The 13,007-nt window shown below is 64.6% G+C and carries 10 protein-coding genes; 6 read left to right on the plus strand and 4 right to left on the minus strand.

Translation table 11 applies throughout. The features are described 5' to 3' along the window. The first annotated feature begins 53 nt into the window (after positions 1-53). Positions 54-848, plus strand: a complete 795-nt coding sequence (locus CLU86_RS04445; protein WP_099740780.1) for an ABC transporter substrate-binding protein — start codon at positions 54-56, stop codon at positions 846-848. A 2-nt stretch (positions 849-850) separates the two neighbouring features. Further along, the gene (locus CLU86_RS04450; protein ID WP_099740781.1) at positions 851-3,385 is read left to right on the plus strand and encodes an ATP-binding protein; all 2,535 of its coding nucleotides are present in this window, start codon (positions 851-853) and stop codon (positions 3,383-3,385) included. Between the two features lie 85 nt (positions 3,386-3,470). Here the strand turns inward: CLU86_RS04450 and CLU86_RS22885 are convergent, their stop codons facing one another. The 4 genes from CLU86_RS22885 to CLU86_RS04465 form a co-directional block, all read right to left on the minus strand. After that, entirely contained in the window at positions 3,471-3,641 is a 171-nt protein-coding gene (locus CLU86_RS22885; protein ID WP_162995995.1) for a hypothetical protein, read from the minus strand. A 148-nt stretch (positions 3,642-3,789) separates the two neighbouring features. Continuing rightward, positions 3,790-4,380, minus strand: a complete 591-nt coding sequence (locus CLU86_RS04455) for a histidine phosphatase family protein (protein WP_099740782.1) — start codon at positions 4,378-4,380, stop codon at positions 3,790-3,792. Further along, positions 4,380-5,348 (minus strand): MBL fold metallo-hydrolase, encoded by a 969-nt coding sequence (locus CLU86_RS04460; RefSeq protein WP_099740783.1) that lies wholly within the window; start codon positions 5,346-5,348, stop codon positions 4,380-4,382. The genes CLU86_RS04455 and CLU86_RS04460 overlap by 1 nt, the downstream gene beginning before the upstream one ends. 112 nt (positions 5,349-5,460) lie before the next feature. After that, positions 5,461-5,829, minus strand: a complete 369-nt coding sequence (locus CLU86_RS04465) for a hypothetical protein (protein ID WP_099740784.1) — start codon at positions 5,827-5,829, stop codon at positions 5,461-5,463. 128 nt (positions 5,830-5,957) lie between these two features. Between CLU86_RS04465 and CLU86_RS04470 the strand changes: the two genes are divergently transcribed. The 4 genes from CLU86_RS04470 (at position 5,958) to CLU86_RS04485 (ending at position 12,153) form a co-directional block, all read left to right on the plus strand. Further along, complete coding sequence (locus CLU86_RS04470) at positions 5,958-6,593, plus strand: ATP-binding cassette domain-containing protein (RefSeq protein WP_099740785.1); 636 nt, start codon at positions 5,958-5,960, stop codon at positions 6,591-6,593. Between the two features lie 146 nt (positions 6,594-6,739). Further along, positions 6,740-7,372 (plus strand): LysE family translocator, encoded by a 633-nt coding sequence (locus CLU86_RS04475; protein WP_099743273.1) that lies wholly within the window; start codon positions 6,740-6,742, stop codon positions 7,370-7,372. 125 nt (positions 7,373-7,497) lie between these two features. Further along, positions 7,498-8,973 carry an MdtA/MuxA family multidrug efflux RND transporter periplasmic adaptor subunit gene (locus CLU86_RS04480; protein WP_099740786.1) on the plus strand — a complete coding sequence of 492 codons (1,476 nt, stop codon included), beginning with the start codon at positions 7,498-7,500 and terminating at the stop codon, positions 8,971-8,973. Between the two features lie 72 nt (positions 8,974-9,045). Further along, positions 9,046-12,153 (plus strand): MdtB/MuxB family multidrug efflux RND transporter permease subunit, encoded by a 3,108-nt coding sequence (locus CLU86_RS04485; protein WP_099740787.1) that lies wholly within the window; start codon positions 9,046-9,048, stop codon positions 12,151-12,153. Positions 12,154-13,007: the final 854 nt, after the last annotated feature.

Below are 13,007 nucleotides of genomic sequence, written 5' to 3' on the forward strand. Positions count from 1 at the left end.
GTTGAGTGCCGGTTGTTCCTCACCATTTCTTCCCTCTTTTGAGAGCGATTGCCATGCGGTTTTTATCGTTGCTTCGTTGCACAGCGGTTGCTGGCAGCTTGCTGGCTGCTGTGGCTGCCCACGCGCAGACGGTGCTTGAGAGGGTGAGTGCCAGTGGCGTGGTGCGGGTGTGCATCTGGCCCGAGTACTACGGCGTGACCTACCGCCATGCGCGCACGCAGGAGTTGGGGGGCGTAGACATTGAGTTGTCTGCCCAGCTTGCGTCCGACCTGAAAGTGCGCGTGGAGTATGTGGATTCATCTTTTCCCGCACTGGTGGGGGACCTCACTGCAGACCGCTGCGACGTAGCCATGTTTGCGATTGGGGTGACTGAGCAGCGCGCCGAGAAGCTGCGCTTCACCCAACCGTACTTGCGCAGTGACATCTACGGCATCACCACCAAGAGCAACCAGGTCATAAGGCAGTGGGCTGATATCGACAAGCCCGGCGTGCTGGTGGCGGTGCAGGCGGGCACTTTCATGGAGCCCGTCATGGAGCAGCGCCTCAAGCATGCGCAACTGGTGCGGGTGAAGCTGCCAGCGACCCGCGAGCGCGAGCTGGTGGCTGGCCGGGTGGATGTGTTCATGACGGACTATCCGTACAGTCGACGTTTGCTGGACAACGCAGACTGGGCCCGCCTGATCACCTCGCCCGCCCCCTTTTCGGTGATTCCTTACGCCTACGCAGTCAAGCCTGGTGACGCCAAGTGGCTTGCCACGGTCGACGATTTTGTGGCCCGCATCAAACGCGATGGGCGGCTGGAGCGTGCGGCGGGTAACCATGGCCTGGGGCCGATCGTGGTGCGGTAAGCATGGCCCGCACACGCGCACCTGCCAGCACTTCTGCCACTGCACTGGGGCGTTGGTCGAAGGCCAGCACCTTGGTGCTGGTGGGCGGGGCCCTGGCAGCGCTCGGCGCCTTGCTGGCAGTGGTCTTGCTGGCGGTGAGTGACTTTCGCAGCACGATTGCCGCAGACCAAGCCCACGCAGCATTGCTGGCCCGGGTGCTGGAAGACCAAGCCACGCGCACGCTGGAGTCGGGGGAGATGGCGCTGGATGCGCTGTCGGCATCTCCTGTTTTGCGAGCCTCTGCACCAGACGCTGAGCGCATGCAGGCTGCGCTGAACCAAGCGCTGTTGGGTTTGCCTTTTTTGCGAGCGATTGCCGTGGTGGACGTGCATGGCAATGTGGTGGCCAGCACCAATGGCGGCGAAGCGGGCATGCGCATTAATATGGACCAGCTCGGACCGCGAGGCCCCGTGGGGCGCAGCAGCATTGGGCCGTTGATCATGGGCCGTGGGTTGGGTGCCATACGTGCCGCAGGGGCCGCGCAAGAGGTGCCCCAAGGCTTGGCCTTCCTTCCACTGCTGCAGTCTTTTGTGACCGAGGCTGGCCGGCCCCTGGTGCTGGTGGGCTTGGCCAATCCGGATGCGTTCTCCAACTTCCAGTACCTGACGCTGGAGACCGAAAGCTATGACTCCGTCATCACCACCTACCGGGGCGGCGTGCTGGCAGGGTCCCGGGAAGGCGCACGCCTGGTGGGCTCCAGCGTGGGCAGCATCCCAGTGTTTACTAATTTTCTGCCGGCGCGCGAGCATGCTTCTTACATCGGCAAGGGCGCCCTGGGCGAGCGGCAAATCCTGGCGTTTCGCACCTCTGGCACCAAGCCGCTGGTGGTGATTGTGGAAGAGTCGTACAGCCATGCCGCCTGGAGTTGGTTTTACAGTGCCAGCGCATTGTTGGGGGTGGGCGGCGTGCTGGTGCTGCTGGTGGTGGGGCTTACTTTTGCCATTTGGCGAACGGTGCGGCTGCGTGAGTCGGCCCGCCTGGCCGCAGACCGTGCGCAGCAGCGCATTGCCCAGAGCGAGCGCGAACTGAGCGTGCTGATGCGCAGCGTGCAAGAGCTCATCTTCCGCACCGACGTGCATGGGGTCATCACCTACGTCAATGCCCATTGGCTTGCTTTCAGTGGCAGCCCGGCCGAGCAGGCCATTGGCAAGCGCCTGCAAGACATCGTCGATCCCGCCAGCCGCAGTGCCGTCACGGCCGCCTTGGACCCGCTGGCCGCCGCTGGGGTGCGAAACTGCCAAGCCATGGTCCGCTTGGGTGACGGGCGTGAGTTGCAGTTCGACGTGGCCCTGGTGGCCTTGCAGGCGGAAGGGCGCTTTGTTGGCTTTGCCGGCAGCGCTGTGAATGTGACCGAGCGCTGGGCCGCGCAGCGCCGTTTGCAGGAGCAGATTGCCTTTCAGAACCTGCTGCTGGACACCAACCCATTGCCCATTGCGGTCACCCAGGCCGATGGGGTGGTGGTGCAGGTCAACCGTGCGTGGGAAGAGTACAAAGGCCTGGAGCGGGCCATGGTGGTGGGGCGCCGGTTGAGCGGCTTTTTACCCGCCAACGAAGCGCAGGAAGAGCAAGAGCACAACCGGCAATTGGTGGCTTGCGGCGGGCAGACCTTCTACGAGACCAAGGTGCTTCATGGCAATGGGACGCGGCGTGAAACGCGTGTCATCAAGGCTGTCATCCCCGATGTGCAGAGCAAGGCCTCGGGTGTGCTCACCATCTTTGTGGACGTGAGTGAATTCCGCCAAGCCGAGCGTGCCACCCAGGAGGCCCGGCAAGCTGCCGAGGAGGCATCGCGGGCCAAGTCCGAGTTCGTGGCCAACATGAGCCACGAACTGCGCACCCCCTTGCAGTCGATCCTGGGGTTTGCTGAACTGGGCGCCTTGCGTGGACGCGCGGAGCCGCGCCTGGCGGGTATGTTTGAAGACATTCACTCTGCCGGGCAGCGCATGCTGGCCCTGGTCAATGATTTGCTGGAGGTCTCCAAGCTCGAAAGCACGGTGGGCACATTCCATCTGGAACGCATCGACTTGCGGGGGCTGGTGCACCCGGTGGTGCAGGAGCTGGAGCCTTTGCTCACCCGCAACCAACAATCGATGCACGTGCAAATGTCCGACCTGCCCCTGGTTGCCAAGGTCGATCCTTTGCGGTTGCAGCAGGTCATTCGCAACGTGGTGGCCAATGCCATCAAGTTCTCGCCCCAAGGCTCAGCTATCAGGCTGCTGGGGCGCGTGGATTCGCAAGGGCAGGTGCACCTGGAAGTGCGTGACGAAGGCCCCGGGGTGCCCGAGGCAGAGCTGGAGACGATTTTTGAGGCCTTCGTTCAGTCCAGCAAAACCAAGGACGGCTCGGGCGGTACGGGCTTGGGTCTGGCCATTTGCCGCAAAATCATCGAAGCCATGGGGGGGCAGATATTTGCCCGCAATTTGTCACCCAAAGGCGCGTCATTCCACATCGTCCTGCCTGCTCGCGGGTTCTCCGAGACACAACCAGCTCCACTGTGACGGCGGTTGCGCATCGGCCATGAAAAAAGCCAACCGAACGGTTGGCTTTTTTTGTTCTGAGGCCCTCGACGGACCCCAGCAGGCTTTAGCCGCCCTTCTTGGAGCGCTTGCCAGGGTTCTTCTTGCTGCGGGTTGCAACACCGCGCTCCAGGCTCACGCGCTGGCCACGGCCTGGGGTGGCCAATGTGTAGCCGGGCACGGGCGTGGGGCGGGGAGTGCGCTTGCGGTCTGCTTCGGTAACGATCTTGTTGCCCATGGAAGGTCTCTGGAAAAATGGTGGAAAACAGATATTAGGCCATAGGTCGCGGGCCACCACCAAAAAAAGGTTGTCGCACGCGTGCTTCAGTGCCTTTGAGTAGCGCTATTTGAAGTCTTCGGTGAGTGGTTCGGATACACGCGCTGTGCTATGCAATCTGCAGCCGCGCAAGGACGCGCACCGCACCAGATGCCTGCGCTTGCAGCACCAGCCCTTCGCCCGACTGGGTGTTGGTCTGGGCCAAGTCTTGCAAAACGAACATGTGGGTCACCCAAACCTCGAACTGCCCAGTGCGCTGCGACGCCATTTGCAGCGCACCGCGCAGTTCGCGCAAGTGGTTGGCGCTGGTGGTTTCCACTGCCCCATGGGGGGAGCCCAATGCGTTCCAAACCTGGGGTGGACTGAAGGCCAGTGCAGCAGTGTCGATGCACCGGCACCAAGGGCTGGATTTGACTTGCGCTGGCTGCAACTGGCGCTGCGTAAACCAGTCACCCATGCGCCGGGCCTGCGATCGCCCCGCCTCGCTCAGGTTGCGCTGGGTGCCGCAGTCGTCCAGGCGAAACTGCGGTGGATCGAAGGTGCCAGGCGCAGTGGCGTGCCGAAATGCCATCACCACGCCGCCTGCCCGCAACAGGGCCTGCACATCGCCGTCGGCCCAAGCGGGGAGGACTTCCATGCCCAGGCCTGCCGCCAGCAGAGTGCGCCGGGTGGGCCGATGGAGCATGGGACTCAGGGGCATCACACGCCAGGCTCAAAGGCAAACCCATTGCCCGAAGCGGCCACCTTGCCAAAAGCCGGGAACGGGAAGTGGAATCCGCCCACCAGTGCCTTGCTCGCGGTCACCCGCGCAAAGACTTCGCGGCGTACCTTGCGGGCCGCTTCGGCATCCATGTCAAAGGTCACTGCCCAATCGGGGTTGCGGGCGAAGAGGGCAGGCACGTTGGTCAGGTCGGCCAGGTAAAAGAAGTTCTGGCCGGCAGATGCCACTTCAAACAACGTGTGCCCAGGGGTGTGACCGTAGGCCGCCACAGAACGGACACCCGGCAGCACCTCGCTGCCCGCAGCGAACTGCACCAGCATGTCCGGCGCCATGCCGTTGAATGTGCGGCGTGCATTTTCGAAAGCCCCTTTTTGCCCAGCGGGGGCCGCGGCCATGCGGGCGTCATCCATCCAGAACGCGTATTCAGCCGCAGGCACCATCACCTTGGCCTTTGGAAACGCCAGCTCACCTGCCTTGTTGCGCAGACCGTTGATGTGATCCCCATGGAAGTGGCTGATCAGCACGGTGTCGATGTCAGATGCGGGCACACCCGCTGCGCGCAGGTTCTCCAGCAACTTGCCTGCGGTAGGGCCACCAAAATCGCCCAGCCCGGTATCGATGAGCACCTTGTGCCCGCCTGTGATCACCACAAAGGGGGTGAAGGGCACATCGATGTAGTCGGTGGGCAGGCCCTGTGTCGCCAGCAGAGCGCGCACTTCGACCAATGGGGCATTTTTGACAAACTCTTCACCCAGCGGGCGCCGCGCAATGCCGTCGTTCACGGCAATGATTTCGGCATCGCCCACCTTGGTGCGGCGAAAACCCGGCGAGGGCAGTGCGGGGGTACCCAAGTTCGGCGCGTTTTGGGCCCACACAGGCACAAACGAGCCAGCGGCGTAGGCGCATGCGCCCAGGCCGGCACCCAGAAATTGGCGGCGTTTCAGCATCGATACTCTCCAGTCATTTAAAAACCGTTAAGTTTCGGACTGTAGCTTTGGGCCGCGGGGCCTGCTGCGCCGATGCTTTTCCCCTTGCCCTCAAGGGGGTTTGCGAGCGCTTTTACGTAAGGTCAAACGCGCTGCGCAGGGCCTGGCAAAACGACGGGCTGCCGCTGATGGACAGGGTGAGGGTGATGCGGGGCGCACCTGGGGCTCCGGCCCTGCGTTCAATGGCGCCTGTAGCGGCGTTGAATTGCAACGCCAACGGTGCGACGGTTTCCTCGCTGCCTTGCAGGTCGTAGTCCCAGTCGCCTCCGTCTTCCAAGGGAGCCGGGCCTTGCGGGAACTGCTGTTGGCACCACGTCAGCACCTGGGCCACCTCGGATTGCAATGCCGGCCATTGCTGGGGACTGACACTGGCCATCGCGTCGAAGGTGCCGACGCCTTCATAGTCTTCGCTGTAGTCAAAATCAAGGTAGCTGAGTGTCATGGTCGGTGGGGTGCAATGGTGGCTGGAACGGGCGCTTAGGGCAGGCATTGTGCGGCTTGTCGCGGTGGTGGCGGAGCACAATGCGCCACCCAACCCCCGGCTCTCGCCACCTTCATCTGCTTGTCACCATGCCATCCGCCAGCCCTTTGTTGTCCATCGACGATCTGCATTTCGGTTATCCCAGCGCCCCTGTTTTTTCAGGCTTCCAAGCCCGCATTGGGGCCGGTCTGGTGCTGGTGTGTGGGGACGAAAGCACGGGCAAGACCACCCTGCTGCGCTTGCTGGCGGGAGAGCTGACGCCCCAGCAAGGGCGCCTCACGCTGCATGGCATCAGTGCAGGGCAGTCTTCTGAGGCGTATCGCGCCCAGGTATTCCACGCCGACCCTCGCTCTGACACCCTCGAGCCATGGACCGCACAGGCCTGGCTGGACGCCCAGGCCCGGCGCTACCCTGGCTGGGATGCTGACGCCCTGGCGCTGCACATCCAGGGCTTTGCGCTGGCAGAGCATCTGGACAAAACCTTTTACGCCCTGTCCACCGGCACACGCCGCAAGGTCTGCATGGCCGCAGCCCTGGCCAGCCAGGCGCTGCTGACCTTGATCGACGAGCCTATTGCCGGGTTGGATAAGCCCTCGGTGGTCTATTTGGCCCAGGCCCTGGGCCGCAGTTGCCAGGGGGCCGAGCGTGCCGTGGTGGTGGCCCACTACGCGCCTTTGCCTGGGGTGCGGTGGACACAGGTGCTGGAGCTGCCCCCGCGCGAATGATCTGTGGGTTACGTCGCCGCCCACAATGTCCCCGCACTGCAGGGCCGGGGGCGCGGGTCTACACTCTGAGCCTGTTTACGATCCCGCAAAGACCGGTGTGCGGCCCCGGGGTGATCGTGGGCAGACTCTTCCTGGAGATTTACCGCATGGATGCCCTGCTTTTTGTTCCGGTGGCGATTGCCATCTCCCTCACGCCCGGCCCCAACAATTTTTGCGGCCTGAACAACGGCATTCGCGCCGGGGTGGGCGCTGCGTTGATTGCGACGCTGGGGCGTGTGGCCGCGTTTGCGATTTTTCTGACCGTGTCTGCGGTGGGCTTGGGCGCCATGCTGCTGGCGTCTGAAACCGCCTTCACGGTCGTGAAATGGGTGGGCGCTTGTTACCTGTTCTGGCTGGGTTGGCGCGCCTGGCGCAGCCGCGAATTTGGCGGCCTGCAAATGCTGGACAACGGTGAGGTGGCGCCAACCCAGGCCCCCGTCCAGCTCAAAGCCCTGATCTCCCAGGAGTTTTTGCTGGGCATCACCAACCCCAAGGCCATCGTGCTGTTTGCGGCCATCTTCCCGCAATTCATCGACCCGTCGCGGCCCGCAGCGTCCCAGTTTCTGGCGCTGGGCTCTATCTATTTGATGTCTGAATTTGTCTCGACGGCGGTGTATGCCACCGGCGGGCGCCAGATTCGCCGCTTCATCCGCACATCGCGTGGGGTGGTGCGTTTGAACAAGGCCACAGGCGGCTTCTTCATGGGGGCGGGCGGCCTGCTGCTGGCCTCTCAGCGCTGAAGCCTTCAGGCCCCGCGCGTGCATGCGGGCCATCGTAAAGCCTTGGTAAATCCAGCCCCCTGCCTGGGGGCAAATTGGAGTGCGTGGCTACCATACGGCTCCGGTTTTCACTTTGCTGCGCCTTCATGCCTGCCCAATCATTCCTTCGCCGTTTCCCTTCTGCTGCGCGCCAAACTGGTCGCGCCCTGTGGTGGTTTGTGTTGCTGGTCTTGGTCGCACTGGCCGGTGCAGGCGGCTGGTGGTGGAAGCAGCAGCAAGCCCCTGTGGCCCCTGCCGCTGGCACCCCTGCTGCCGGTGCGGCCCGGGCGCCGGGGCGGTTCAGCGGGGCAGGGGGCGCGCAGCCCGTGTCGGTGGGCGTGGTGCAGCGCCAGGATGTGCGCGTCATGGTCAGCGCCATTGGCACCCTGAGCGCCCGCGCCACCGCTGTGGTGCGCGCCAAGGCAAGTGGCGAGTTGCTGTCCATCAAGTTCAAGGAAGGCGACGAGGTCAAAGCCGGGCAACTGCTGGCCGAGATCGACCCCCGCAGCTACCAGGCCACGCTGACGCAGGTGCAAGGCAACTTGCAACGCGACCAGGCCCAGCTCAAGAACGCGCAGCTCGATTTGCAGCGCTACCAGGACCTGCTGGCCAAAGACTCGATTGCCAGCCAGCAGGTAGACACTCAAAAAGCCCTGGTGCGCCAACTGGAAGGCACCGTGGCCGCCGACCAGGCGCAGGTGGATGCGGCCAAGCTGCAGCTGAGCTACACCCGCATCACCGCACCCATCGGCGGGCGGCTGGGCCTGCGCCAGGCCGACCGGGGCAACGTGGTCGGCCCGTCAGACGCTACGGGCATCGTCACCATCAACCAGGTGCGTCCGATTGATGCGGTGTTTTCGGTGCCTGAGGCCCAACTGGTCGTCATCAACCAGCGACTGGCCAGCGGCGCCAGCCTGCCGGTGGAGCTGTGGGACCGCGACCAGAAGCAGCGCCTAGCGCGGGGTCGCCTGGGCGCGGTAGACAACGCCATCGACGCCACCACCGGCACCATCAAGGCCAAGGCGGCGTTCGACAACGAAGAGGGCCTGCTCTTCCCCAACCAGTTCGTCAACGTGAAGCTGCAGGTCAACCTGCTCAAAGACGTGCTTACGGTGCCCAGCACGGCGGTGCAAAACAACTACGTGTACCTGGTGCGCCCCGATGGCACCGTGACGCAGCGGCGCATCCGCGTGGGCGTGGCCGATGGCGACCGCGTGAGCGTGGAGGGCGAGCTGCAAGACGGTGAGCAGGTGGTGACCGATGGCATTGACCGCCTGCGCGAAGGCGCCAAGGTGGCTGTGATTGACGCCGCCGTGGCCACCCGTGCCGACGCCGCTGCGCAGGACGCGGGCGCCCGACGCGCCGCCCTGATGGCCAGCCTGACCCCGCAGGAGCGCGAGCAGGTTGCCAAGATGTCGCAGGAAGAGCGCCGGGCCTTCTTCCGCAACCGGCGTGCACAGGCACCCGCAGGCCCGCAAGGGGCGGCCAGCGGCGCTGCGGCGCCTGCACCGGCTGCCGGGGCATCCCGCGCCAGTGCTCCGGCCTCGGCGGCTACGGCCCCGGCCTCTGCGGCCTCGCGCTGACCGGCCGCGCGCCTTCCTCTACCGCGCTGCGCAGGCCCAGTTGTTGCCGCTGCCACCATCGCCCTTGTCGCCATGAACCTGTCCCGCCTCTTCATCCTGCGCCCCATCGCCACCTCGCTGTTGATGGTGGCGCTGCTCATCGCGGGCTTGCTGGCTTACCGGCTGCTGCCCATCTCGGCCCTGCCCGAGGTGGACTACCCCACCATCCAGGTCACCACGCTCTACCCCGGCGCCAGCCCCGATGTGATGACGTCCAACGTCACCGCACCGCTGGAGCGCCAGTTTGGCCAGATGCCGGGCCTGTCGCAAATGTCCTCCACCAGCTCGGGCGGGGCTTCGGTCATCACGCTGCGCTTTGCGCTCGATATGTCGATGGACGTGGCCGAGCAGCAGGTGCAGGCGGCCATCAACGCAGGCAGCAACCTGCTGCCAAACGACCTGCCCATGCCGCCGCTGTACAGCAAGGTCAACCCGGCCGACGCGCCCGTGCTCACGCTGGCCATCACCTCGCCCTCGCTGCCCGTCATTCGCTTGAACGACTTGGTGGAAAACCGCCTGGCGCCCAAGCTCTCGCAGGTCAACGGCGTGGGCTTGGTGGCCATTGCGGGAGGGCGCCGCCCGGCGGTGCGCATCCAGGCCAACCCGACCGCGCTGGCCAACCTGGGCCTCACGCTCGAAGACGTGCGCAGCGCCATCGCCGCGGCCAACGTCAAGCAGGCCAAGGGCGGCTTTGACGGCCCCGCGCGCGCCTCCACCATCGACGCCAACGACCAGCTGCAGTCGGCGCAGGAATACCGCGACCTGATCCTCGCCTTCAAAAACGGCAACCCCATCCGCCTGCGCGATGTGGCGCAAACCGTGGACGATGCCGAAAACACGCGCCTAGCCGCCTGGGCGGGCACGCCCGAGACGGGCTCCAAGTCCGGCGTCATCCTCAACATCCGCCGCCAGCCCGGCGCCAACGTGATCGACACGGTTGATCGCATCAAGGCCCTGCTGCCCCAGTTGCAAAGCACGCTGCCCGCGTCGCTGGACGTGCAGGTGCTCACCGACCGCACCACCACCATCCGCGCCTCGGTCAAAGACATGCAGGTCGAGCTGGCCCTGGCCATTGGCCTGGTGGTGGCGGTGATCTTTGTGTTCTTGCGCAGTGCCTCGGCCACGCTCATCCCCAGCTTTGCGGTGCCGCTGTCGCTGGTGGGCACGTTTGGTGTGATGTACCTGGCGGGCTTTTCCATCAACAACCTCACGCTGATGGCGCTGACGATTTCCACCGGCTTTGTGGTGGACGACGCCATCGTCATGATCGAAAACATTGCCCGCTATGTGGAAGAGGGCGAGCCACCGCTGCAGGCCGCACTCAAGGGCGCCAAGCAAATTGGCTTCACCATCATCTCGCTCACCATCTCGCTCATTGCGGTGCTGATTCCGCTGCTGTTCATGGGCGATGTGGTGGGGCGCTTGTTCCATGAATTCGCCATCACCATGGCAGTAGCCATTTTGCTGTCGGCCGTGGTGTCGCTCACGCTCACGCCCATGCTGTGCGCCCGCCTGCTGCGCCACACGCCCGAAGAAAGCCACGGCCGCCTGTACCAGGCCACCGGCCGGTTTTTTGACCGCACCATCGCCCTGTATGGCCGTGCGCTGCAGTGGGTGCTGAACCGCCGGGGCCTGACCTGGCTGGCCTTTGGCGCCACGCTGGTGCTGACGGTGGTGCTGTACCTGGTGGTGCCCAAAGGCTTTTTTCCGGTGCAAGACACCGGCACGCTGCAGGCCACTACCGAGGCTGACCAGTCCATCTCGTTCGCCGCCATGGCCGAGCGCCAGCAGCTACTGGCCGAGCGCATCCTGCAAGACCCGGCCGTCAAAAGCGTGTCGTCCTTCATTGGTGTGGATGGCGCCAACACCACGCTCAACACCGGCCGCCTGCTCATTGACCTCAAGCCCCACGCCCAGCGCGACCGCGCCCCCGTGGTGCTGCGGCGCCTGGCCGATGACACCCGCGATCTGGCAGGCATTCGCCTGTATGCCCAGCCGGTGCAAGACCTCACCATCGAAGACCGCGTGGCGCGCACGCAGTACCAGTTGCTGATCTCCTCGCCCGACATGGCCCAGCTGCAGACCAGCACCGCCGATCTGGTGCAGCGCATGCGCGCCCTGTCGCAACTGGCCGATGTGGCCAGCGACCTGCAAAACCAGGGCCTGCAGGCCTTTGTGCAGATCGACCGCGCCCAGGCCAGCCGCCTGGGCGTGACGGTGGCGGGCATCGACACCGCGCTGTACAACGCCTTTGGCCAGCGGCTCATCTCCACCATCTTCACCCAGTCCAACCAGTACCGCGTGGTGCTGGAGGTGGCACCCCAGTTCAAGCTGGGGCCAGAGGCGCTCAGCAGCATCTACGTCACATCAAGCGCTGGCAAGCCGGTGGCCTTGTCGTCTGTAGCCCGCATTGAAGAGCGCCCCATGCCTCTGGCGGTGAACCACGTGGGCCAGCTGCCTGCGGCCACCATCTCGTTCAACACCGCGCCGGGCGTGGCGCTGGGCGATGCGGTCAAAGCCATTCAGGCCGAGCAAGCAGCGGCGCGTGCGGAGGGCTTGCTGCCCCTGTCGGTGGACACCAACTTCCAGGGCGCGGCGCTGGCGTTTCAGGCGTCGTTGTCGAACACGCTGCTGCTCATCCTGGCGGCCGTGGTCACCATGTACATCGTGCTGGGGGTGTTGTACGAAAGCACCATCCATCCGGTCACCATCCTCTCTACCTTGCCATCGGCGGGCGTGGGGGCGTTGCTGGCGTTGTGGATGGCGGGGCTGGATGTGGACATCGTGGCGGTGATCGGCATCGTCCTGCTGATCGGGATCGTCAAGAAGAACGCGATCATGATGATCGACTTTGCGCTGGAGGCGCAGCGCGACCAGGGGCTGCCTGCGCGTGAGGCGATTTACCAGGCTTGTTTGTTGCGGTTTCGGCCGATTTTGATGACGACGTTGGCTGCTCTGTTGGGTGCCTTGCCGTTGATGTTGGGCACGGGTGTGGGCAGTGAGTTGCGGCATCCGCTGGGGGTGACGATGGTGGGGGGGCTGATCGTGAGCCAGTTGCTCACGCTGTTTACTACGCCGGTGATTTATTTGACGTTTGAGGGGTGGGCTGAGCGGTGGCGGGCGCGGCGGGGGGCTGTGTGATGGGCGCTCCTGTTTTTGTAGCTGGTGGCGCTTTATTGGTAGGTGCTGGAGGTCGTTTTTTCTTCATGCCTTTGCATTGGGCGGGAGCCGGGAAGTGCGCCCGGCGGCGCAGTAACTTTCTTTTGCTTCGCCAAAAGAAAGTCACCAAAGAAAAGGCGACCCCACTGTCTGCGTCCCCTGCGCTGCGCTGCGGGGCAACCTGCGGTGCTCACGAGCGGGGTGCGCTGCGGAACTCGCTGCGCGCCTACGGCGCTCCGCTCAGACAGCCGCAGCGAGTCAGTTCACGAAGCGCGTGTGTCCTGCGGCACACGCGCCACCCCGCCCGTTGCGCTCCTCAGCGCATACAGAGGGGATGGGGTGCGGACATCCATTCGGGCCATTGCTTCGCTCGGCCTCGTTTCACGGGCGCAGGCGCTTCGCGCTGCGCAGACCGGGTCGAGCGCAGCGACGACCCGTGTGGCTGTTTGGGTATTCGGCTGTTTGGCTACCCACCCCCTGTGGCTGCGCCTGCGTCGGGGCGGTTGCGGGGTGGCATGGGCGTCGAAGCGCCCATGCTTCGTGACCTGACTCGCTGCGGCTGTCTGAGCGGAGCTGCTACGCAGCGCAGTGAGTTCCGCAGCGCACCCCGCAACCGCCCCGACGCAGGTTTGCCCCGTAGCAAAGCGAAGGGGTCGCAGACTTGGGGTCGCCCTTTCTTTGGTGACTTTCTTTCGGCGACGCGAAAGAAAGTTACTGCGCCGCCGGGCGCACTCCCCGGCTCCCGCCCCATGCAAAGGCATGCAGCCAAATCAACCCATAAGCCCCGGCTTCGACAAGCTCAGCCCGAACGGGCGGCGGCATTGCATGCGGAAACT

This window comes from Acidovorax sp. 62 (assembly GCF_002754495.1).
Lineage (GTDB): Bacteria > Pseudomonadota > Gammaproteobacteria > Burkholderiales > Burkholderiaceae_C > Acidovorax.